This is a genomic window from Paraburkholderia sediminicola (assembly GCF_046026895.1).
GTDB lineage: Bacteria > Pseudomonadota > Gammaproteobacteria > Burkholderiales > Burkholderiaceae > Paraburkholderia > Paraburkholderia sediminicola_C.
Genome location: NZ_JAQQEU010000096.1, coordinates 1 through 21,843, shown reverse-complemented (window position 1 = coordinate 21,843; position 21,843 = coordinate 1). Strand labels below are relative to the sequence as shown.

The 21,843-nt window shown below is 62.9% G+C and carries 18 protein-coding genes and 2 pseudogenes; 10 read left to right on the top strand and 10 right to left on the bottom strand.

Going from position 1 to position 21,843, the window contains the following annotated elements; genetic code table 11:
- Window positions 1-441 (bottom strand): LysR family transcriptional regulator (locus tag PQR02_RS35705; RefSeq protein ID WP_408242599.1); only part of this gene is annotated, 441 nt, incomplete at its 3' end.
- A 237-nt stretch (window positions 442-678) separates the two neighbouring features.
- Between PQR02_RS35705 and PQR02_RS35700 the strand changes: the two genes are divergently transcribed.
- The 4 genes from PQR02_RS35700 (at window position 679) to PQR02_RS35685 (ending at window position 5,795) form a co-directional block, all read left to right on the top strand.
- Entirely contained in the window at window positions 679-1,941 is a 1,263-nt protein-coding gene (locus PQR02_RS35700) for an MFS transporter (protein ID WP_408242600.1), read from the top strand.
- Window positions 1,942-2,072: 131 nt separating this feature from the next.
- Complete coding sequence (locus PQR02_RS35695) at window positions 2,073-2,990, top strand: LysR substrate-binding domain-containing protein (protein WP_408242598.1); 918 nt, start codon at window positions 2,073-2,075, stop codon at window positions 2,988-2,990.
- A 179-nt stretch (window positions 2,991-3,169) separates the two neighbouring features.
- Entirely contained in the window at window positions 3,170-4,477 is a 1,308-nt protein-coding gene (locus PQR02_RS35690; RefSeq protein ID WP_408242597.1) for an MFS transporter, read from the top strand.
- 70 nt (window positions 4,478-4,547) lie between these two features.
- Window positions 4,548-5,795 carry a metal-dependent hydrolase family protein gene (locus tag PQR02_RS35685; protein WP_408242596.1) on the top strand — a complete coding sequence of 416 codons (1,248 nt, stop codon included), beginning with the start codon at window positions 4,548-4,550 and terminating at the stop codon, window positions 5,793-5,795.
- A gap of 45 nt (window positions 5,796-5,840) precedes the next feature.
- On the opposite strand, the gene PQR02_RS35680 is transcribed toward PQR02_RS35685, so the two are convergent.
- Window positions 5,841-6,752, bottom strand: coding sequence for a DMT family transporter (locus tag PQR02_RS35680; protein WP_408242595.1), 912 nt, complete (start codon window positions 6,750-6,752; stop codon window positions 5,841-5,843).
- A gap of 129 nt (window positions 6,753-6,881) precedes the next feature.
- Between PQR02_RS35680 and PQR02_RS35675 the strand changes: the two genes are divergently transcribed.
- Both PQR02_RS35675 and PQR02_RS35670 read left to right on the top strand, forming a co-directional pair.
- Complete coding sequence (locus PQR02_RS35675) at window positions 6,882-7,811, top strand: LysR family transcriptional regulator (protein WP_408242594.1); 930 nt, start codon at window positions 6,882-6,884, stop codon at window positions 7,809-7,811.
- A gap of 98 nt (window positions 7,812-7,909) precedes the next feature.
- On the top strand, window positions 7,910-8,992 hold the full coding sequence (locus PQR02_RS35670; RefSeq protein WP_408242593.1) for an asparaginase: 1,083 nt from the start codon (window positions 7,910-7,912) through the stop codon (window positions 8,990-8,992).
- A gap of 96 nt (window positions 8,993-9,088) precedes the next feature.
- Here PQR02_RS35670 and PQR02_RS35665 read toward each other — a convergent pair whose 3' ends face one another.
- Window positions 9,089-10,054, bottom strand: a complete 966-nt coding sequence (locus PQR02_RS35665) for a chemotaxis protein (RefSeq protein ID WP_408242592.1) — start codon at window positions 10,052-10,054, stop codon at window positions 9,089-9,091.
- 407 nt (window positions 10,055-10,461) lie between these two features.
- Between PQR02_RS35665 and PQR02_RS35660 the strand changes: the two genes are divergently transcribed.
- The 3 genes from PQR02_RS35660 (at window position 10,462) to PQR02_RS35650 (ending at window position 14,171) form a co-directional block, all read left to right on the top strand.
- Window positions 10,462-11,025: a DUF4142 domain-containing protein gene (locus tag PQR02_RS35660; RefSeq protein WP_408242591.1), complete on the top strand. Its 564-nt coding sequence runs from the start codon at window positions 10,462-10,464 to the stop codon at window positions 11,023-11,025.
- A 228-nt stretch (window positions 11,026-11,253) separates the two neighbouring features.
- Entirely contained in the window at window positions 11,254-13,002 is a 1,749-nt protein-coding gene (locus PQR02_RS35655) for a tetratricopeptide repeat protein (RefSeq protein WP_408242590.1), read from the top strand.
- A gap of 143 nt (window positions 13,003-13,145) precedes the next feature.
- Complete coding sequence (locus PQR02_RS35650; protein WP_408242589.1) at window positions 13,146-14,171, top strand: aldo/keto reductase; 1,026 nt, start codon at window positions 13,146-13,148, stop codon at window positions 14,169-14,171.
- A 52-nt stretch (window positions 14,172-14,223) separates the two neighbouring features.
- Here the strand turns inward: PQR02_RS35650 and PQR02_RS35645 are convergent, their stop codons facing one another.
- From PQR02_RS35645 to PQR02_RS35635, 3 genes and pseudogenes are all read right to left on the bottom strand, one after another.
- Window positions 14,224-14,664, bottom strand: coding sequence for a cyclic nucleotide-binding domain-containing protein (locus PQR02_RS35645; RefSeq protein ID WP_408242588.1), 441 nt, complete (start codon window positions 14,662-14,664; stop codon window positions 14,224-14,226).
- A 231-nt stretch (window positions 14,665-14,895) separates the two neighbouring features.
- Window positions 14,896-15,791: pseudogene (locus PQR02_RS35640) on the bottom strand (SDR family oxidoreductase).
- A 69-nt stretch (window positions 15,792-15,860) separates the two neighbouring features.
- Window positions 15,861-16,604, bottom strand: a complete 744-nt coding sequence (locus PQR02_RS35635; RefSeq protein ID WP_408242587.1) for an SDR family oxidoreductase — start codon at window positions 16,602-16,604, stop codon at window positions 15,861-15,863.
- A gap of 137 nt (window positions 16,605-16,741) precedes the next feature.
- On the opposite strand from PQR02_RS35635, the gene PQR02_RS35630 reads away from it, so the two are divergent.
- Window positions 16,742-17,650 (top strand): LysR family transcriptional regulator, encoded by a 909-nt coding sequence (locus PQR02_RS35630; RefSeq protein ID WP_408242586.1) that lies wholly within the window; start codon window positions 16,742-16,744, stop codon window positions 17,648-17,650.
- 1,107 nt (window positions 17,651-18,757) lie between these two features.
- Here PQR02_RS35630 and PQR02_RS35625 read toward each other — a convergent pair.
- The 4 genes and pseudogenes from PQR02_RS35625 to PQR02_RS35610 form a co-directional block, all read right to left on the bottom strand.
- A pseudogene (locus PQR02_RS35625) lies at window positions 18,758-18,943 on the bottom strand (IS5/IS1182 family transposase); the annotation flags it as partial.
- 93 nt (window positions 18,944-19,036) lie between these two features.
- Window positions 19,037-19,564 carry a hypothetical protein gene (locus PQR02_RS35620; protein ID WP_408242585.1) on the bottom strand — a complete coding sequence of 176 codons (528 nt, stop codon included), beginning with the start codon at window positions 19,562-19,564 and terminating at the stop codon, window positions 19,037-19,039.
- A gap of 153 nt (window positions 19,565-19,717) precedes the next feature.
- Complete coding sequence (locus PQR02_RS35615; RefSeq protein ID WP_408242584.1) at window positions 19,718-21,064, bottom strand: N-acetylmuramidase family protein; 1,347 nt, start codon at window positions 21,062-21,064, stop codon at window positions 19,718-19,720.
- 41 nt (window positions 21,065-21,105) lie between these two features.
- Window positions 21,106-21,843 (bottom strand): DUF2345 domain-containing protein (locus PQR02_RS35610; protein ID WP_408242583.1); only part of this gene is annotated, 738 nt, incomplete at its 5' end.

Here is a 21,843-nt window from a genome sequence, read left to right as displayed (position 1 = left end):
CACTCGAATGCCCGCATCGAAGCCATCAGCAACGATATCGACGAGCCGCGAATCCACGACGAACTCGACATGAATGTCCGGATACTCGCCGAAAAAGCCCGGCAGCACATTGCGCACGAGTTGTTTCGCCGCCAACTCGGAAGCGCTGATCCGGATCGTGCCCGACGGCCGGTTGCGTGCCGCCGTGACTTCCTGAACCGCATCGTCGAGATCGGCGAGCGCCGGTCCGACGCGACGCAGCAACTGCTCGCCCGCTTCCGTCAACGCAACCGATCGTGTGGTCCGGTTGAAAAGGCGCAGGTCGAGGCGCGCCTCCATGTTGCGCATCGCATGACTCAGCGCGGAAGGCGAGAGTCCCAGCACCCGGGCGGCGGCGCTGAAGCTGCGCTGCTCGGCAATAGTGACGAAGGCGGTCAGTTCTGAAAGGCCAGCGCGCGGCATTGATGAATTCCGTTCAATATCCGATGTGATTATAGGTTGATTATTGAACGATGGATCCTTTGATCCAACCTGCAAAAGAGCTCATCTTCATGCGCTTGGGCGCGAACGAGTCCGACTCGCGGAAGCGGGCGGCTACTACATCAAGACCCGTCAATCGGCGCCAACCGTCAGCCAATACGATCATCTTGCTCTAAACTAGCGCCCGCCCAAGCCCGCTAAATGAAGAGCAACACACCGATGCCGCCGTCTCCAGCCGATCCCACTGATTCGCCCACCTTCAGTCTGCCGAAGCATCCGCCGTTTCAACGCTTCTGGTGCACCCGCATCCTCTCCTCGCTGTCGTTCCAGATGCTCGCCGTCGCGATGGGCTGGCACATCTACGCGCTCACCCATAGCGCGTTCGCACTCGGTCTGGTCGGCCTCGCGCAATTTCTGCCGATGTTCGTGCTGACCCTCGTGGTCGGCCACGTCGCGGACCGCTACGACCGCCGCCGCATCGCGGCCATCTGCCAGGGCCTCGAAAGCGTCGCTGCGTTGCTATTCGCTTTCGGCACATTCGGCGGCTGGATCAGCGCGCCGGTCATCTATGTGCTGGCCGCATGCGTCGGCGCGGCGCGCGCATTCGAATCGCCAGCGGTCGCGTCGCTGTTGCCCGCGGTCGTGCCGCGCGGATATCTGCCCAAGGCGACGGCGTGGGCCACGTCCGCGAATCAGACCGCGCAGATCGCGGGCCCCGCATTGGGCGGCCTGTTGTACGGCATCGGTCCTGGCGCGGCGTATCTCGCGTGCACGTTGTCGTTCGCGGCCGCCGCCGCGTCCGTGTGGAGCATCCCGCTGCAAACCCGGCCGGCGAGCCGCGCGCCGGTGACGCTCGAGTCGATCTTCTCGGGCATCGCGTTCATCCGCAAGGAGCCGGTGATTCTCGGCGCGCTGTCGCTCGATCTGTTCGCGGTGCTGTTCGGCGGCGCGACGGCGCTGTTGCCGATCTTCGCGCGCGACGTCCTGCACGCGGGGCCGCTCGGTCTCGGTCTGCTGCGCTCGGGCACCGCGATCGGCGCGCTTGCGGGCACCATCTGGCTCGCGCACTTTCCGTTGCGCAACCGGCCCGGCGCCGCGATGTTCGGCGGCGTGATCGCATTCGGTCTGGCGACGGTGGTGTTCGGGCTGTCGCATCAATTCTTCGTGTCGCTGTTCGCGCTGATGGCGCTGGGCGCATCGGACACCATCAGCGTGGTGGTGCGGTTGTCGCTCGTGCAATTGCGCACGCCCGATGAGATGCTCGGACGTGTCAGCGCCGTCAATTCGCTTTTCATCGGGACATCGAATCAATTGGGCGAATTCGAGTCGGGTGTGACGGCGGGGTGGTGGGGCGCACGGCCGGCCGTGCTGGTCGGCGGCATGGCGACGATCACGGTCGCGTTGCTATGGATGAAGCTGTTTCCCGAATTGCGGCGCACTCGCTCGCTGGAACGTGAAGAGGAGCTGGCGACTAGCGTGTGATGAATCGGCGGCGCGGTGATCGCCGGGATGTGCCGGGTGGAATCGAATCCGTCACACAACGTCGACCCGCATGACCGAGCCGCTACCCGCACCCGCTATGATGACGCGATCGTCACTCGGCAACCTCCATCATGCGCATTGCCCCATTACCCCCGCTCCAATGCCTCGTCGCGTTCGAATCGGCCGTGCGGCATGCGAGTTTCACTAAGGCCGCCGCCGAACTGCATCTGACGCAAAGCGCGGTGAGCCGGCAGATCGCCCAGCTCGAAGACTTTCTGGGCCGCTCGCTGTTCGTGCGCGAGCACCGCGCGTTGCGCCTGACGATCGCCGGCGAAGGCTACGCGAAGCATGTGCAGTGGCTGCTCGCCACCTGCTCCGAAGCCACGCTCGACGTGATGAAGCGCTACGGCGATCTCGAACTGACGATCGCGTGCTCGTCCGGCGTCGCGGTGTTGTGGCTCACGCCGCGGCTCGGCGCCTTCCGCGCCGCGTATCCGAACGTCAAGATCAGAATGATCGTGCGCGACGGGCTCGCGTCGCTGTCGCCCGCGGAATTCGATGTGGGCCTGTACTACAGCCGCCAGCGCGCCGAGCCGCATTTCACCGCGCGCCGCATCTTCGACGAAGAGGTGTACCCGGTATGTTCGCCCGGATATCTCGCCGGCCGGGTGCTGGAACCCGCCGACCTGGCGCATGAAACCTTGCTGATGCAGGAAGACGGTCAGCGGCAATGGATGTCGTGGCCCGAATGGTTCCGTCTGAACGGCGTGCAGATGCCGGCGTCGCCGCAGACGGTCGTCGTCAATCACTATCCGCAACTCGTGCAGATGGCGATTCTCGGCCAGGGCATCGTGCTCGGCTGGCGGCACATGATCGACGCCTGTCTGAGCGATGGCATGCTGGTGCGCGCGACGCAGGCTTCGGCGAGCCACGGGGGCGGCTATTACGTGCTGTCGCCGAATGACCGCTCGCAGAACCAGGCTGCGCGTGTTTTCACGCGCTGGCTGTTCGAACAGGCCGACGAGCAGACGGGGAGTGCCGTGGGCTGACTATCGCTTGATTAACCCTTCGCATGCGCTGCGCGCATGCATGCATGCGAATCTTTCGTTTCGGAAAAAAATCAGGTGTCTCTAGGATCGGCGTCATGCATGCGAAGGCGCCGCTCGATCACGGCGTGGCGCGTTGCGGATACTTCCGCCTGACAGGCAGCCAGATGAGGAAAGGGACCATGCAAGGAACGCTTTCATCGAACGTCGCACTCTCCGTCGATACGCTCGCGCAGCAACGGCGGCGCGCCATCATCGCCACCGTGCTCGGCAACGGGCTCGAGTGGTTCGACTTCACCGTGTACAGCTTCTTTGCGGTGATCATCGCGAAGCTGTTCTTTCCGACCGGCAATGAACTGACCTCTCTTCTGCTCGCCGTCGCGACCTTCGGCGTGGGCTTTTTCATGCGGCCGGTGGGCGGTATCGTGCTCGGCGTGTACGCGGACAAGGTCGGCAGAAAGGCGGCGCTCTCGCTGACCATTTTGTTGATGGCGGGCGGCACCGCGCTGATCGGCCTCGCGCCGACCTACGACCAGATCGGCGTGTGGGCGCCGGTGCTGATCGTGATCGCGCGCCTGCTGCAAGGCTTCTCGGCCGGCGGTGAAATGGGCAGCGCGACCGCCTTTCTCACCGAATACGCGCCTGCGGACAAGCGTGCTTTCTATTCGAGCTGGATCCAGTCGAGCATCGGTTTCGCGGTGCTGCTCGGCGCTGCAGTGGGCACGTTCGTGACCGCGAATCTGAGTGCGGACGCGCTGCATTCGTGGGGTTGGAGAATGCCGTTTCTGATCGGCATTCTGATCGGGCCGGTCGGCTACTTCATTCGCAGTCGCATGGACGAGACCCCGGCCTTCAGCGCGGTCGCCGACGAAGCGAAGAACGATTCGCCGCTCGCCGATGTGTTCCAACGCTTTCCACGCGAGGCGTTCGCCAGCTTTTCGATGGTCATCCTGTGGACGGTGTGCACCTACGTGCTGCTGTTCTACATGCCGACCTATTCGGTGCGCATCCTGCATCTGCCGCAATCCACCGGCTTTCTCGCGGGCATGTTCGGCGGGTTGATGATCATGTGCTTCTCCCCGGTGGTCGGCAAGCTGGCGGACCGCTTCGGCCGCCGCGTCTTTCTGTCGGGCGCGGCCGCACTGATCCTGCTGCTCGCATGGCCGATGTTCGCGTACATCAACAGCGCGCCGGGCCTCGCTGCGCTGATGGTGTTCCAAGGCGTGTTCGGCTTGCTGATCGCTGCCTACACCGGGCCGATTCTCGCTGCGTTCTCCGAACTGTTTCCGACCCGTGTGTTGTCGACTGGACTGTCCGTCGCCTACAACTTCGCGGTGACGATCTTCGGCGGCTTCGCACCGTTTTTTATCACGTGGCTGATCGCGTCGACCGGCAGCAACATGGCGCCCGCGATCTACGTGATGATCGCCGCGTCCATCAGCCTCGCAGGCACTTTCTTCGTGCGCGATCCGCGCCGGGGCCGCGTCTGAGGCGACGCGCCGGGCCGCGTCCGGTCTCGCGAGAGCGGACGGATTCCTTCATCCAGTCAGGAAAACATCAATGAGCATTACGGTAATCAGCGGCGGCAACATACTCGATCTGGCGCAGGGCGCGTTGCTCGAACATCATCATGTGGTCATCGAGAACGGCCATATCGTCGAAGTCACCGACCGTCCCGTCGATCTGCCGAACGCGCGCGTAATCGATGCTCGCGGCAAGACGGTGATGCCAGGGCTGATCGATTGTCACGTGCACGTGCTGGCTTCGCGCGCGAATCTCGGCGTGAACGCGGCGCAGCCGAACATCCTCACCGCGATTCGCGCGCTACCGATTCTGAAGGCGATGCTCGGACGCGGCTTCACCAGCGTGCGCGATGCGGGCGGCGCGGATTGGGGGTTGACGCAGGCGCTCGAAAGCGGCCTGATTCCAGGGCCGCGGATTTTCCCGTCGGGCAAGGCCTTGTCGCAGACCGGCGGCCATGGCGATTTCCGGCCCCGCGGCGACGTGCTCGAACCGTGTTCATGCGCGTTTCGAGCGGGCGCGATTGCGCGTGTGGTCGACGGTGTGGATGCCGTGCGCCTCGCCGTGCGCGAAGAGATTCAGAAGGGCGCTACGCAGATCAAGATCATGGCGTCGGGCGGCGTCGCGTCGCCGACCGATCCGGTCAGCAACACGCAGTACTCCGAGGACGAAATCCGCGCGATCGTCGCCGAAGCGCAAGCGGCCAATACCTACGTGATGGCGCATGCGTACACCGGCCGCGCGATCTCGCGCGCGATTCGCTGCGGCGTGCGCACCATCGAGCACGGCAACCTCGTCGACGAAGCCGCTGCGCAACTGATGCACGAGCACGGCGCGTTCGTCGTGCCGACGCTGGTCACCTACGATGCGCTCGCCAAACACGGCGCGGATTACGGCTTGCCGGCCGATTCGATCGCCAAGATCGAAACCGTGCGGCAGGCGGGGCGCGACTCGTTGCAGATCTACGCGCAGGCCGGTGTGCCGATGGGCTTCGGCTCGGACCTGCTCGGCGAGATGCACACGTTCCAGAGCGACGAGCTGCGCATTCGCGCCGAGGTGCTCGGCAATCTCGAAGCATTGCGCTCGGCCACCACGATCGCCGCGGACATCGTCGCTCTGAAGGGCAAGCTCGGCGTTGTCAGCGCGGGCGCGATTGCCGACCTGCTGGTGGTGGACGGCGATCCGCTGAAAGATATTGGCGTATTGACCGGCCACGGCGAACGACTCGCGTATGTGTTGCAGCGAGGTGAAGTGGTGAGCGAGCGCGGCGTCGTCGCGGCGCGTTGATCGGCAGGCGCGTGGCGTGTGCGGGCATGCGCGCAGTGCGGTATGTCACGCCCGCGCCACGCTCGTACCCCATGCACGCCAGCGCACCGTCGCCAGGATCGATGCGGCGACGATCAGCGCCCCGCCGACCCACGCGGTCGTCGAAATCCGTTCTCCTAACCAGATGCAAGCGAACAGCGCGCCGAACGCCGGCTCGCTGCCCATCAACAGCGACACGTGCGTGGGACTGCTGCGCTTGATCGCGAAGTTCTGCGCGAAGAATGCGAACAGCGTGCAAGCCAGCACCAGATACGCGACGTAGGCCCAGAACGTTGCGTGGCCGCTGAGCGCGGGCGGCGCTCGCCACTGTTGCGGCACGAACAGCCAGGCCGCCGCCGCGCTGCCGAACGCGACCACGCCCGACTGCACGGCGGTCACCGACAAAGGCGGCAGTGCCGAATCGCGCATCACGCGTTTGGTCACGCACACGGTCAAGGCGCGCAGCAAAGCGGCGAGCAGAATCAGCGCATCGCCGGGATTGAAACTCAGCGCGCCGGCGCCGGCCAGCAGCCATGCGCCGAGCAACGACAGCGCCACCGCCGCCCATTCGATGCGGCTCGGCCTGCGTTGGAGCAACAGCCACTCGACGAGCGGCGTCAGCACCACGCACAGGCTGATCAGAAACGCGGCGTTGGCGGCACGTGTCATCAGGATGCCGAAGGTTTCGCAAAGATATATGCCCAGCAGCAGGATGCCGGCGATCAGCACGCCGCGCAGCGTGCGGGGATCGGCGGCGCGCAGATGGCGCAATGCGGGCGACAGCATCACGAACGTGATGCCGAAGCGCAGCGCCAGCAAACCCAGCACCGGATAAAACACCAGCGCGCTCTTGACGACGCCGTAACTCGTACCCCAAACCACCGCGACCGCGAGCAGCATCAGATCGGACAGCAGGAGCAGACGTTCTTGTTTCGACATGGCGGACCTTGGCCAAAGCAATGGAGCGCATATTGTCGAACTATGCGCGCAGGAAGATAATCGGGTCGGCGCGCACAGCTTTTATGTCGCGAATGCATTAATCTAAAACCTGCCCGCGAGCCTGTCCAGATGACCCCAAACGAGCTTTTCGCGCTGCTGCCGGACATGGCGGTGTTTGCGCGCGTCGTCGATGCCGGCAATTTTTCGGTGGCCGCGCGACAGCTGGGCAGCACGCCGTCCACGGTCAGCCGCCAGATCAAGCGGCTCGAAGACGCACTCGCGACGCGCCTTCTTGAACGCTCTACGCGCGCGGTGCGGGTCACGGAATCGGGCGCGCAGGTGGCGCGATTCTGCCGCGACATGGTGAGCGCGGCGACGGCCGCGGTCGACGCCGCCGGGCAACTGGCCGCAAGGCCCCAGGGTAAGGTCAGCGTGAGCGCGCCGACCCAGTTCGCGAGGGCGGTGATTCATCCGTTGGTCGCGGGCTTTCTGCGCGCGTATGACGAGGTGGACCTGCAACTCCTGTTCACCGACCACGACGTCGATCCGCTCGCTGACGATGTCGACCTGGTAATCCGCTTGACCGAACATCCGCCGGAAGGTCTGGCGGGCCGAAGGCTGGGCGCGGTGCGCTGGCTGCCGGTGGCATCGCCCGCGTATTTGCGCGAGCACGGCACGCCGGCACAGCCGCGCGATCTGCTGAAGCACGCGTGCATCTACCTAGGCGAAACCGCCGATGACAACCGCTGGCGCTTCCGGCGCGGCGCGGAATCGCAAAGCGTCGATGTAAAGGGACGCTATATCGCCAATCATGCGCTCGCGCGGCTCGAAGCCGCGCAGCAGGATTTCGGCATCGCGAGCGTGCCGGAGTTTGCCGCAACCGACGCCCTGCAAAGCGGCGCACTGGTACAGGTGCTGCCGGACTGGCAGCTCGTCGCGCGCGCCTACGTGGGCTCGGTGTGGCTGCTGTATCCGCCGAACCGGTTCCTGCCGCCGAAGGTAAGGGCGTTGATCGACTACCTGGTCGAGCATCTTCACGACGCTCACGACGCAACGTGACGGCGCCCTGGTTCGATCCACGAAACGAACGTAGAATCCCTCGCGCCGCCGACAATTCAGTGCGCTCGCACTGCCGGCGCGACTCCTAGGAGAACGGCATGACCCTGCACGAAAACGCGCCGATCGCGGCGACAGTCCATCGCGGCGACGCGATTGAAAACACGCATCTTGCGCATGTCGCGGTGGTCGACGGGCATGGCCGGCTGTTGTATTCCTTCGGCGATCCGTCGCGCGTGACCCTCGCGCGTTCCGCCGCGAAGCCGGCGCAGGCGCTGGCGGTGCTGGAGACCGGCGCGCTCGAGCGTTTCGGCTTCGACGAAGCGGACCTCGCGCTGATGTGCGCCTCGCATAGCAGCGAGGCGCACCATATCGAACGCGCGCGCAGCATGCTCGCGAAAGCGCAGACGAGCGAAGCGGACTTGCGCTGCGGCGGCCATCCACCGCTATCCGACGCGGTGTATATCGATTGGCTCAAGCGCGACTTCACGCCGGGCGCCGTGTGCAGCAACTGTTCCGGCAAGCATGCGGGCATGCTGGCTGGCGCACGTTCGATCGGCGCGGCGATCGGGGGTTATGAACGGCCCGAGCATCCGATGCAGGTGCGCGTCAAGCACACGGTCGCCGACGTGTGCGATCTGCCGGACGACGCCGTGGTGTGGGCGATCGACGGTTGCAATCTGCCGACGCCGGCGTTTCCTCTGGACCGCCTCGCGCGGCTGTTTGCGAAGCTGGCCGCGGCGCAGGACGAGCATGCGGCCGGGTCGGCAATTTCATCGCGCACGGCTGCGCTGGCGAGGATCTATCGCGCGATGACGAGCTATCCGGAACTGGTGGCCGGCGAGGGCCGCTTCTGTACCGCGTTGATGCAGGCGTTCGGCGGCGCGCTGGTCGGCAAGGTCGGCGCGGACGGCAGCTATGCGATCGGCGTGCGCGCATCGGCGCAGACCGCGAGAGCGGGTGCCGAGGGCGCACTCGGTATTGCCGTGAAGATCGAGGACGGCAATCTCGACGTGCTGTATGCGGTGACGGCGGAACTGCTTGCGTTGCTCGACATCGGGACCGTGGAGCAACGCGCGAAGCTCGATGCGTTTCATGCGCCGGAGCGGCTCAATACGATGTGTGTCGAGACGGGGCGTGTGGTGTTTTCGCTCGGGCTCAAGAGGGTCGCAAGCGAGGGCTGAGGCTAACCGGCGCCGGAGGTTCGACAAAGAGCGGCGTCGGCGCCGGGCCCCACGACAAAGCGCCGACCACTCAGTCAATCAACCGCTCCCGCCACTTCACGCCGCCACCGTCCCTAACGCATTCCGAATCGCAGCGGCCAGCTCCCCCGCTGCGAATTTCGCCACGTACCCGTTCGCGCCGGCGTTCTTCACATGCGCTTCATTTGCCGCACCCGTCAACGAAGAATGGATGATCACCGGAATATCGCGCAGCCGCTCATCGGACTTGATCTGGCGTGTCAGCATGAAGCCGTCCATCTCGGGCATCTCGAGATCGGTCAGCACCAGCGCGATACTGTCCCTCGCCCGCGCACCGCTCGACTGCGCTTCGTGCGCAACCTGTTGCAAGGTGTGCCAGGCCTCTTCGCCGGTCTTCGTCATTACGTACTCCGCACCGATCGCGCTCAGCGCCTGTTCGATCAGCTTGCGCGCGAAGCCGGAGTCGTCGGCGGCGAGGATTTTCGCGCCACGGCGGATGCCCAGCGCTTCTCCGACCGAGGCGGGATCGACGCTCGGGTGCTGTGACGGAAACACATCGCGCAGCACCTGCTCCACGTCGATCACCTGGGCGAGCCGCGAGTCGCCCGTGTTGCCGTCGATGCGGGCGATGCTGGTGACGAGATTGCCGCCGGCCGCGCCGTCGGCGGACAACACCTGGTTCCATTCCAGCCGCACGATATCGTCCACTTCCTCCACCGCGAACGCCTGGGTCGAGCGCGCGAATTCGGTGACCAGCAGGATGTTCAGGCCGCGCGTCGGCTCGCAGCCCATCAGTCGCGGCAAGTCGATCACCGGAATGATCTGCCCGCGAATATCCACCGCGCCCATCACGAACGGCGACGAACCGGCAATCGGCGTGACCGGCGGCATCGTCGAGATTTCGCGAACCTTGAAGACGTTGATCCCATACAGCTCGTGCGTGTCGCTGCCGGGCACGGTACCGAGGCGGTACACCAACAACTCGAATCTGTTGGAACTCGTCAGATTGCTGCGTTCGTGATGGGCGCGATGTTCTTCTGCCATCGAATCTCTCCGGAATTGCGCTGCGTGACCCGCGTGGCAGATGCTTCGCTCGGTGCTGGCGCGTGGCTTACTTTTCCAGTTATCGGCGCGGATGCCGAAAAATTCAGCATTTTCTGGCCGTTTTTGATCGCGCGGACTGCGCGAAGTCCACGCTCGATCCGGTCGACGCGCACATCCGCGCGTTGAAAAAACCTCATACCCCGTGCAACGTGGCATTCATATGAAGCTTACCTACCGTTACAGAAGCGACAGCATCGTTTCACATGGTCCGCGACGCGCCTCATAGAATCGACAGCGATCAAAGCGTGGCGCCGTCGGCCACTCGCAAGCCCGCTGAAAGGATTGGCGCGGCGCGATGTTCGAGGCGCACACGCACCGTTGTTTCGCTTCCACCTCAAGGAGAACGTATGATCCGCTTGCCTCTCGCCACCCTCGCCAGCGCCTGCATGACAGGCCTTCTGGTTGTCGCCACCACGGCCAGCGCGCAGACCGCGCCAGCCGCAGCCGCGGCGGACACCGGCCGTTTGCACGCCGCCGACCAGACGTTCATCGCGGACGGCACCAAGGCCGTCGCGACGCAACGCGACGCCGCGCGCATCGCCACCTCGCGTTCCACCGACCGCGACGTGAAGGCATTTGCCGAACGCGTGTCGAGCGACAATGCAAAGATTTCCGACGCGCTGCGCGCGGCGAGCCCGCGCGGGGTCGACGTGCCGAAGAACGATCCCGATGCGGCGGTACTCGCGAGCATCAACAATCTGCGCGGCGCGGAATTCGACAAGGTCTATATCGAACAGGTCGCGCTCGCCGGCGAACAGAAGGCGCTGTCGGCGTTCCAGGCGGAAATCGCGGCGGGCCGCGACGAGCAGTTGAAGGACGCCGCGAAGAAGGCGTTGCCGACCATCCAGGAGCACTACGCGATGGCGCAGGATCTCGCCAAGCGCAAGCATCTGTCCAGCACGGTTCAGTAAGGTGATGTCGCGCGCGCCACGCCATGGGCGTGACGCGCGTCGTCTTCGGCAGCCATGAGGACCGCGCTTCGCGCGGTTTGCCGGTGATGGTCCGATGCGGGGCTTTTCGGCGATAATCGCCTCTTTCTCCCGCGCTGGCTGCGTGCCGCGTTTCGCACGACAGCCGCGCGCCGGAAGTTCACCGATGTTCATCGACGATTTCCCGCGCCTTCCATCAAAGCTGACCGTATGAGCAAGCCCGGCAATCTGCCGCAACAGTTGGACCATATGCTTCGGCAAGCCATCGCGCTTCAACAGAACGGCGCGATCGTCGAGGCCGAAGAACTCTACCGCGAGATTCTCGAACTCAAGCCACGTCATTTCGACGCGTTGAAATTGCTGGGCGAACTCGCATTGCAAACGGGCCGTGCGCAAGAGGGCAGCGAGCTGCTCAAAAAGGCGCTCGCCGTCAATGCGAAACAGGCGCCGGTTCATTCGAACCTGGCGTACGCGCTCAACGAATTGCAGCGCCATGGCGAAGGTCTGGCGAGCGCCGATCGCGCGCTGACTCTACAGCCGAACTTTCCCGACGCACTGAACAATCGCGGCAACGCGCAAGCCGCGCTGAACAGACCGCTCGATGCACTCGCCAGTTTCGATCGCGCCATCGCGTGGGTGCCGGAATTCGCGGTCGCCTGGAACAATCGCGCCGGTGTGCTGCGCGACCTGGGCCGCGCCGACGAAGCGCTCGCCAGCTGCGATCGCGCGATCGCGTTGCAGCCGAACTATGCGGCTGCGTGGAGCAATCGCGGCAATGCGCTCAGCGACCTGAACCAGCCCGAGGAAGCGGAGCGCAGCTATCGTCGCGCGCTGGAATTGGCGCCGGCGTTCGCCGATGCCTGGAACAATCTCGGCCTCGCGCAGATCGATCTCAACCAGCACGCGCACGCGCTGTCGAGTTACGAACGTGCGCTCGCGATCGATCCCGCGTCGGTGGAAACGCGCTGGAACCAGGCGCTGTGTCTGCTGCAAATGGGCCGCTTCGAAGCCGGCTGGCGCGAGTACGAATGGCGCTGGGAGCGCGCACGGATCAAGGCGGACCGGCGCGGCTTCGCGCAGCCGCTGTGGCGCGGCGATTTTTCGATCGACGGCAAGACGATTCTGCTGCACGCGGAACAGGGTCTCGGCGATACGCTGCAGTTTTGCCGTTATGCCACGCTGGTGTCGAAGCTCGGCGCGAAGGTCGTGCTCGAAGTGCCGGCCGCGTTGATGCGACTGATGTCCACGCTCGACGGTGTCGATCAGCTGGTCGAAGCGGGGCACCCGTTGCCGCCGTTCGATTGCCACTGTCCGCTGCTGAGTCTGCCGCTCGCGTTCAGGACGGACGAGGCCAGCATTCCGGCGGCGACGCCTTATCTTTTCGCGGACCTCGAAGCCGCGCGCGCATGGCGCGAGCGGGTCGACGCAAAACCGGACGCAAAAGCGGACGCCCGGACGGATCGACGTCTCAAAGTCGGCCTCGTGTGGGCGGGCGAAAACCGCTCGCACGTCGCGGAACTGCGCAAGATCGACGCTCGTCGTTCGATCGCGTTAGAGCGCTTCGCGCCGCTTCTCGATGTGCCGAACGTGCGCTTCTTCAGCCTGCAAAAAGGCGCGGCGGCGTCGCAGTTGTCGGGTAGCGAACTGAGCGAGCGCGTCGCCGATTACACGCAGGAACTACACGATTTCGCCGACACCGCCGCGCTGGTCGCCAATCTCGATCTGGTGATTTCGGTGGACACGTCGACGGCGCATCTGGCCGGCGCGCTGAACAGGCCCGTCTGGATTCTGAACCGCTTCGACACCTGCTGGCGCTGGTTGCTGGAGCGCCGCGACACGCCGTGGTATCCGTGCGCAAGGCTGTTCAGGCAGCCCGCGTTGGGCGACTGGGACAGCGTGATGCAAGCCACGCGCGATGCACTGGCTGAGTTGAGCGCTTCGTCGGCGGGCGGCGCGTAGTTGGACGAGTGGCGCGGCGAACAGCGGGGCGCATCGTGCTTGCAAGCGACGCTTCGTCACCCCGCCCATCCGCCGACACGTTTGCCCAGACGCGCGTAGACTGAACGTCCGTTTATCGACGGCTAGGCTACGGAGATACATCAATGGAATACAGACATCTGGGTGCATCCGGTTTCACGGTGCCGGTACTGAGTTTCGGCACCGGCACGTTCGGCGGCAAGGGCGAGTTTTTCGAGGCGTGGGGCGCGACCGACGTCGCCGAAGCGCGTCGTCTGATCGACATCTGCTTCGACGCGGGCGTCACGATGTTCGACAGCGCTGACATCTATTCGAAGGGCGCATCGGAGTCGGTGCTCGGTGAAGCGCTCAAGGGCAAGCGCGACAAGGCGATCATCTCGACCAAGGCGACCTTCCGTTTCGACGACGGCCCGAACAGCGTCGGCTCGTCGCGCTTCCATCTGACCCAGGCGGTCGATGCGGCGCTCAAGCGCTTGCAGACCGATTACATCGACCTGTTCCAGTTGCACGGTTTCGATGCCAGGACGCCGATCGCCGAAGTCCTGTCCACGCTCGACGATCTCGTGCGCGCCGGCAAGATCCGCTACACGGGCGTGTCGAATTTCTCCGGCTGGCATCTGATGAAGTCGCAGGACATCGCGGACCGCTACGGCTATCCGCGCTACGTCGCGAATCAGACCTACTACTCGCTGGTCGGCCGCGACTACGAGTGGGAGCTGATGCCGCTCGGCATCGACCAGGGCGTGGGCGCGGTGGTGTGGAGCCCGCTCGGCTGGGGGCGTCTGACCGGCAAGATCAAGCGCGGCCAGCCGCTGCCCGATTCGAGCCGGCTGCACAAGACCGCCGACATGGGGCCCCCGGTGCCGGACCAGTATCTGTTCCGCGTGCTCGATGCCATCGACGAACTCGCCGCCGAAACCGGCAAGACCGTGCCGCAGATCGCGTTGAACTGGCTGCTGCAACGGCCGACGGTGTCGACGGTGCTGATCGGCGCGCGTAACGAGGAGCAGCTGCGGCAGAACCTCGGTGCGGTGGGCTGGAATCTGACGCCCGACCAGGTCGCGAAACTCGACGCGGCGAGCGCCGTGCGTCCCGCGTATCCGTACTGGCATCAGGAAGGATTCGCGGAGCGTAATCCGAAGGCGGTGTGAGCGCGCTCGTCACGCAACGCGTCAGGCTCACGCGCGTCGCTTCGGCCCAGCGTTATTTCGTGAGCGAGGCCGGAGCGGCGAAGAGTTCGCTGTAGTAGCGGCGGCCCGCGTCGACATGCGGGCCGAACGCGAAACCTTGCGCGAGCATCGCGTCGAAGTCGGCGCGTTCGATTTTCATCACATAGCTGTGTTCGGTGGTGACGAGGTGACATGAGCCGGACGTCTGCGCCGCGCTGAACCACTTGCCCGCGCTCGCATGAGCCGCCGGATAGGCGTGTCCGCCGGACTCGATTTGCCAGCCTCCGTCCAGCAGAATCCACATGGCCTGATCCCGGGCGCCGGGCGCGCGGTCGTCGCATTGTGCGATTACGGTATCGGCGCGTGCTTCCCATTCGCGCGAGCGGTCGATCACCCAGCGCAACTGCGCGGTCGTGAGGTGCGTGAAGAACGGTGTGTGCTTCAACAGATGAAGATAGGTGACTGAAGGTTCCATGGTCGTGCTCCGCGTGGTCGGGGAAGCGTCGGGCGGTTGCTGACGTGCATCGCAGGCGGCGACGAGCAACGGCAGCAGCGCCGCGCACGCGATTAGGGCGGGTCGTGTCATGGTGGGTGGGACGCGTCGGTCCTGGCAGTCACGGATAGTGGCAAGCAATAAACGAACGGCGAGGTGCACGCAGCACGCAACCCCGGGCCACCCGTGCACACGTGCAAGCCTCGCTGCCCCTCAACGCCTGACCCGCGCTTCCAGCAGATCGCCCATGCCGATCCGCATCGCGAACTCGATCCGCACGCGCTCCGATACGTCGAGCACTTCGCGCGCGCCGTCGCCGATGAAGTCGATCACCGAGCGCATCGGCCGCTCGCCGGATGGCAACCCGACGATCCGCACGACCTCGTCGGCTACGGCTTGCGGATCGGCGTCGTCTGGCGTGAGTTCGGACAGGCGTTCGGCGATCTGGTCCATCACGCCGTCATACCGTGCATACGCGGCGGCGCGTTCGGTGCCGGCGGGCTTGCCGGCGCTCGGGAAATGCTGGGTGCCGCGCGTGAACGCACCCGGCACCACGATCGACGTTTCGATGCCGAAGCGCGCGATCTCGTAGGCCAGCGTGACCGCCAGCGAATCCATCGCGGCCTTCGCGGCCCCGTACGGACCGAGGAACGGCGGAAAGCCGCCCTTGGTCGTCGAGCTGCTGATCCACACCATTAAACCGGCTTCCTGCTCGCGCAGATGAGGCAGTACCGCACGGTTCACGCGATGTGCGCCGAGCAGATTGGTATCGAACACCTGCATCATTTCCTCGGGCGTGAACGCTTCTGTCGGGCCGACCACCAGATGCCCGGCGTTTTGCATCACCACGTCGAGCCGTCCCTGCTCATGGACGATTGTCGCGGCGGCGGCGTCGGCCGAAGCTTGCGACAGCACGTCGAGTTCGAGTGGCCGCAACTGGATGTCCTTCGCGCTGGCGAGCGCCCGCACTGCATCGGCGCACGGCTTGTTGCGCCGGCGATGTCGCGCATCGTCGCGTAGACGATGTGGCCTGCTTCGGCCAACGCCTGAGCCGTGAGTTGGCCGATGCCCGTGCCGGCGCCCGTGACCAGGATGACGTTCTTGTGCATCTTGCTTCTCCGTTTCGATGAAAGTGATACGACCTGGAACGCGGCGGCGAAACGAATCCGCCTGCTGCATCAGGCAAGGCCGCCGTTCGCGCGCAGGATCTGACCGTTGACCCAGGCCGCATCCGCGCCGGCGAGGAAGGCCACCACCGAAGCGATATCGTCAGGCTGGCCAAGGCGTTGCAGCGGCGGCATCTTCGCGAAGGTCTGGATCTGTTCCTCGGATTTGCCTTCGAGGAACAGCGACGTCGCGATCGGACCCGGCGCCACCGCGTTGACGGTGATGTTGCGGCCGCGCAGTTCCTTGGCGAACACATGCGTGAATGCTTCGACGGCGGCCTTGGTCGCGTTGTAGACCGCGTAGCCCGGCATGTTCAGCGCGAGCGTGGTGCTCGAGAAGTTGACGATGCGTCCGCCGTCGTTCATCCGCGCGGCGGCTTCGCGCAAGGTGTTGAAGGTGCCGCGCACGTTGATGTCGAAGGTCTGGTCGTACAGCGCGTCGCTGGTGTCGGCGAGCGGCACGGTCTTGAGCACGCCGGCGTTGTTGACCAGCACGTCGACCTTGCCGAGTTGTTGCTCGGTGATCTCGAACATGCGGCGCACATCGCCGGTCTTCGACACGTCCGCTTTCACCGCGATTGCTTGCGCGCCGGTGGCCTTGATTCCGGCGGCGAGCGCATCGGCTTCGCTCGAACTGGACGCGTAGTTGACGACCACGGCGAAGCCGTCCTTCGCGAGACGTTGCGCGACCGCAGCGCCGATGCCGCGGGATGCGCCGGTGACGATAGCGACGCGAGCGTTGTGGAGCGTGTTCATGATTCGTTTCCTTCAGCGTGGTGAGTGGGTAAGAGGAATCATGGACGCTTTCCAGGCACAGATAATCAGATTAGACTGAGCATCATCATTCCATTTGTTTTAACAATGAGCGGCCGGACTGTCGCTGGGCGTCGAACATGGATCGTTTCGAGGAAATGCGGGTTTTCGTGCGGATTGCCGAGCGGCAGAGTTTTACACGCGCTTCGGACGACCTGCAGATTCCGCGCGCCACCGTCACCAATCTGATGAAGCGCATGGAGCGGCGGCTCGGCGCGCGGCTGCTGGAACGCACCACCCGTACGGTGCGGCTCACGCACGACGGTGAAGCGTATTACCGCCGCTGCGTGCGGCTGATCGCCGACCTGGAGGAAGCCGAGGGCTCGTTTTCGAACCTCGCGCCGAAGGGCCTGCTACGGGTGAATTTGCAGGGCACGCTGGCGCGGCACTTCGTCGTGCCGGCGTTGCCAGCGTTTCTCGCGCGGTTTCCCGACATCGAGTTGACGATCGGCGAGGACGACCGCCTCGTCGATCTGGTGCGCGAGGGGATCGACTGCGTGCTGCGCGCGGGCAATCTGCAGGATTCGTCGATGGTGGGGCGGCGCGTTGCGCTGCTGCCGCAGGTCACCGTCGCGAGTCCGGCGTATCTCGCAGCGTATGGCGAGCCCGACGAGCCGTCGGCGTTGGCCGCGCATCGGGCGGTGAACTACGTGTCGAGCGCAACCGGCAAGCCGGTGCCTCTTGAATTCCGCATCGACGGGCGTGATACGGCGATGGTTTTGCCATCGGCGGTGTCGGTGACGGGCGCCGATCTCTATGCGGGCTCGGCGCTCGCGGGGCTCGGCATCGTGCAGGTGCCGCAGTACCGAGTCGCGGGAGAGCTCGCGGCGGGGCGGTTGAAAATCATCCTTGCGGATTTTCCGCCGCCGCCGATGCCGGTTTCGGTGTTGTATCCGCAGAACCGGCAGTTGTCGTCGCGTGTGCGGGTGTTTGCGCAGTGGCTGCGGGATATTTTTGAAGCGGCTGGGGAGGCGGGGCGGGGTGGGTGAAGGGGGGCGGGCGGTGGGGTGTTGGGTGGGGGCGAAAACGCGGCGCTCAATGCGAACAACCGCGTGCAGGTGAAGGCGCGCCAGTCCGCAGTGATTCAGTGCGCACTCGTATTTCATTTGAGGCTTGATGCCTGTCTACCTGTCGTCAGACATCGGCCGCTGCGCGTGGCTGCGAAGCCTGCATGGACTTCCCCGACAGTTCCTCTGGAGGACGGGAACGCCTGGCGACTGTTTCGCACGCTGGGTATCAGCTTCCATCTCTCACCCTGACCAGCGGGGCAAAGCAGTGATGACTTGCTGTGCACACCTTTTTCACTCTTGCAGAGCCAGTCGCAGAGCCCACTGTCAGGCAACGCACGTTACGCGTTGCGGCGAGCGTGCACATTTTCTCAGGCGTCCACGCAAGTGGCTGCGGATGCCGTGCGTGATCTCCTTCATCGGGTGTGTACTCAATCAGGGCGCGCGGCACGAAAAGCCATTGTGCAGACTCGGGATCGAGCAGAGCAAGTTGCTCGCATGACAGGGGCCCGCCGTTGTCGCACATCGACTCATTGCCCTCGATGATAGCTAGTCGCCCGAGCACGGCAAACGACCGCCCACTGGCGGTAACTGCGTCACTACGCCGTTGGCGTACCGGTATCTACATGTATGTTTTGCCACGGCCGATCGCGAGTCTTTGTCCCCGGTGTAATCAGGCGTTGTCACAAAGACCGAGTCGTTAAGTTTTCTTACTACCGCGAGGTCGCTACAACTTCCGAAGCGACTGGATATCGTTACGCCATGAGGATTTATCGTGGCAAAATAATACTTTGCTGGGCACGACTCACCACCGTCATCACGTACCAGCACAACATCAGAATCGGTCATTTTAAAATAATTCAATATGCTCAATCCGTTGTTTCCCGTGATATTGGGAGACACGGGCCTCCCACGAAATGTCAACATTCCCGCCTTATTAACCGCTAGCTGGCCATATCTCGTAACATGCTTGCTCGCATCATCTGCAAAACAAGGGAGCGAGAAAAACACGAATGCAATATACCCCCATGTGATGAATTTCCTTTTCATTAGCCATTCCTGAACAATTCGTTTTGCCGACCATCGGCGTTACGGCGATGGGAGCGCAGCAATGCGGCGGTTAAGCAACGCAGCCAGAATAAAGACGCAAAGAAGCCGTAGTTTCCTCAGGATCGTCCGGAGGTTGTGGCCGGCGCCGCATAGCACCGCGTGCATCGCGTCGCCCAGCGCACCTTTGAGCCAGTTCCTGTCGAGTTTCCCGTCTGTCTTCATGTGAACCCGTTATTTCTGGTTGGTCCCAGAGTATGGGCATAATTCTGTGGAGTAATTTCCCCCGCAGCGCAGTAGAGGTTAGGGGCATAAGCTCGATCATGGTTTGCTCGCTGGCGGGAACGGGTTGACGAGGTCAGCGGAGCGGAGCCAGCCGAGCGTCAGCGCGCCGGGGTGGGCAGCATAGGATCTTGGATCAGAGAAACGGACGTACGAGAAACCGTCTCTTTCCTGCAAAACGAGGACGTTATCGCTCGCAGTCAAATATGCTTTTCGGCGAGAAAAAGACGTGGTTGTCTTATCATGTAGATAAGATTTACGAATAACGGTACGTATACCGATCGCCTGGATGCGTTTTTCGACAAAGAAATTATTGATTGATCGATCGGATGGTGGAAAACCAAATCCGCCCATTGCATTCCCACAGCCCGCCTGTTCAGTATCGGTCTGCAGGACCCACCGATCTCCGTCGCTATAAAGAACGCCGGATACGTCGAAATCGCGGTCCCGTTGAGTGAAAAGCGGACGATTCTCACTTTGAACAAACGTTAGAAGCTCCGTGTCTTTGTAGCCGATTATCGCCTGATGTTTTTTCCATCGTGATTTGAAAAGAAAAGGAAATCGCACGAAAATTTTTCATTCTCAGCTGCATAGAAACCTACTAAGCGATTCCCTTGCCTGAACGCAAGAAGGTTTGGTGAATCGAAAATTAATGCAGTGTCGGCTCTGCTTGAAAAAGAAAATAATAAAATACCAAGGATTGAAAGTGCTGCAATTGTTTTATTTGGATTCATTGTAGAATTTCTCAAGGTTTTTTGCATAGCCGGGATTCGTGGTCCTCCAGTACTTTCCGTTATACCCTTGCGCCACCTTCTCCCAATCCTTTTCCTTGAGTCCTTTAATGACAACGGGCTTTTCGTTGCAAAGAAAGGAAACGAATAGCTCTGCCTGCTTATCAACGCTAGTCATGTTTGCGTTGACCATCTCAGTCACGCTTATACATCCGCATGATTTGAAGTATTCGCCCATAATCTGAAAAATACCCCATGAGCATGACTTCAAAGCCACTTCGAAATCGACGGCCGCAGCCTTTACCAATCGCTCATATTGGTGCAAGCCTTCGGGTCCATAACCACCAAGAATCGGAAAACATATGTCGGAGAACTGCGGGTATGGATTTTTTGCTTTCTTATAATTCGCCCGTTCTTTCTCAGGTAGTGATAGCCGAAAAAAGAAGTGACGCTCGTACCTGATCTTGGGAAGTCCGTTTGCCAGGTAGGCTGAACCCGACGCTTCCTGTTCGATCATCGCTCTGATAGACGCCGCCTCACATCTGAGTTCCAGGGCAATGTTCTTCAACTGTGCGTCCGATATTACTGCGCTTTTTGGATAGTTAAGCCGCGACCCCAGCACATTAAATGCGACAGTCGTCGGTTTGCCCGTATCGACTATCTTGTAGTGGTGCTCGATAGTGATTTGGGTTTTCTTCTTGTGGGTCTGTTCATCTTCTGTCAGATCCTTCTTGCGTGTCGGCGTATCCTTCCTGACCTTGCCCTGCTCGGTGACCTTCTGCGACCAACCGATGTACGGCCCGAACTCCTTCACAAGCCGCTCAATGGTCATGGCCTCGCCCTCTTTCACGACGGGTAGATCAAGGTTCTGCTCCAGTTCTTCCTTCGGCGTTAGATTCGTCGTCGCTTCCAGGTGATATTCGGGACTGAGGATCGTGTAGGCACTGACATCCTTTTTAGGCGTCACGGTCGCCTTCCATACGAATTCGCCACGCTGATTCTTCACCAGCACGTCGATCGGCTGGTTCCGGGCCGCATTCTGGATGGTCACGGCGTAGCCGTCCTTGTCGGTCACTGCATTCGTGCTGTTGCTCAGCATTGGCGCGGACGAGTTCGCTGGGGGTGCCAATGCAGGATCTGTAGCTGGCGAATCATCGCGGTCTGGTCCGAATTTCCACGCAGGCGCTGACGGCGCACCCGTGCCGGCCTTGATCTGCACAGACAGCCCTTCAATAGGCTTTTGCAGGGTATCCCTGAAGACGAAAGTCGCTTCCACGTAGGGCGATGACTGAACCTTGGAGACCGCCGGTTGAGGCGTGTGATGCGGTTGTGCCATCTGTTACCTTTGACAAGTCACTTTAAAAGGAGAAGCTGATCTCAAGCCCGTTCGGAACCATCTTCGAGTTCGTGGTGGTCATAAGCGTCTTCGATTACGTCCCAATCTCCAGCTCCAATCTCGCATCTGACCTTCATTGGCTCCGCCGTAAAGACGGTTAGTGTTGCACCATCGGTAAGCATGCCCTGCTGTTTGAGCGTGTCGTCAGGCAGGTAGATACGATAGGGCTGGTTAGCGAGGGTCAGCCCGTCCCCCAGATTTTCAGCGACTGTGCTGACATCAAACTTCTGCGTGTAAAGCTCGGCGGGATTCTGCTCCAGTGGCGTCGCAGGCATGACCGGTAACGGCGCGCGGATGGACGATGCGCCCTGCTTGCCCCATTTCGGCGCCTTCTCCATGATTGGCCCCGGCGAGCCGTTGATGATCCCGCTGCCAGTGATCCGGATGTACGAGCCGCCCGCGCCGATCCAGATTTCCTTTGCTGCGTTGAGGACGATCCTGCCGTCCGTGCTGGTGATCGTGAGGTCCTTCAGCGCAGCGAGCGCCATCTCGTCGCTCTGCGCCTGCAACTCGACCCCGCCTTTCGCCGCATAGAACTTCATGCCGTCCTGATAGGCGAACAGCGAGATCGAGCCGCGTACCGAGGCATGGTACGAACGCCCCGCCGACAGGCTGTAGTCGCGGCCTGCCGTGATTGCGTGGTCGTTCACGCTAGCCTGGTGCGTGCTGTCCGCCGCTGTTGTCGCCAGTCCTGCCGCGCTCGCCAGCACCAGGTCCGG

What these genes read in the sequence shown, in the direction of transcription:
- PQR02_RS35675 (WP_408242594.1), top strand. Translation starts at nt 6,882, where the DNA reads ATGACCCCAAACGAGCTTTTCGCGCTGCTGCCGGACATGGCGGTGTTT.
- PQR02_RS35650 (WP_408242589.1), top strand. Translation starts at nt 13,146, where the DNA reads ATGGAATACAGACATCTGGGTGCATCCGGTTTCACGGTGCCGGTACTG.
- PQR02_RS35630 (WP_408242586.1), top strand. Translation starts at nt 16,742, where the DNA reads ATGGATCGTTTCGAGGAAATGCGGGTTTTCGTGCGGATTGCCGAGCGG.
- PQR02_RS35670 (WP_408242593.1), top strand. Translation starts at nt 7,910, where the DNA reads ATGACCCTGCACGAAAACGCGCCGATCGCGGCGACAGTCCATCGCGGC.
- PQR02_RS35690 (WP_408242597.1), top strand. Translation starts at nt 3,170, where the DNA reads ATGCAAGGAACGCTTTCATCGAACGTCGCACTCTCCGTCGATACGCTC.
- PQR02_RS35645 (WP_408242588.1), bottom strand. Translation starts at nt 14,664, where the DNA reads ATGGAACCTTCAGTCACCTATCTTCATCTGTTGAAGCACACACCGTTC.
- PQR02_RS35685 (WP_408242596.1), top strand. Translation starts at nt 4,548, where the DNA reads ATGAGCATTACGGTAATCAGCGGCGGCAACATACTCGATCTGGCGCAG.
- PQR02_RS35655 (WP_408242590.1), top strand. Translation starts at nt 11,254, where the DNA reads ATGAGCAAGCCCGGCAATCTGCCGCAACAGTTGGACCATATGCTTCGG.
- PQR02_RS35695 (WP_408242598.1), top strand. Translation starts at nt 2,073, where the DNA reads ATGCGCATTGCCCCATTACCCCCGCTCCAATGCCTCGTCGCGTTCGAA.
- PQR02_RS35665 (WP_408242592.1), bottom strand. Translation starts at nt 10,054, where the DNA reads ATGGCAGAAGAACATCGCGCCCATCACGAACGCAGCAATCTGACGAGT.
- PQR02_RS35700 (WP_408242600.1), top strand. Translation starts at nt 679, where the DNA reads ATGCCGCCGTCTCCAGCCGATCCCACTGATTCGCCCACCTTCAGTCTG.
- PQR02_RS35615 (WP_408242584.1), bottom strand. Translation starts at nt 21,064, where the DNA reads ATGGCACAACCGCATCACACGCCTCAACCGGCGGTCTCCAAGGTTCAG.
- PQR02_RS35635 (WP_408242587.1), bottom strand. Translation starts at nt 16,604, where the DNA reads ATGAACACGCTCCACAACGCTCGCGTCGCTATCGTCACCGGCGCATCC.
- PQR02_RS35680 (WP_408242595.1), bottom strand. Translation starts at nt 6,752, where the DNA reads ATGTCGAAACAAGAACGTCTGCTCCTGCTGTCCGATCTGATGCTGCTC.
- PQR02_RS35660 (WP_408242591.1), top strand. Translation starts at nt 10,462, where the DNA reads ATGATCCGCTTGCCTCTCGCCACCCTCGCCAGCGCCTGCATGACAGGC.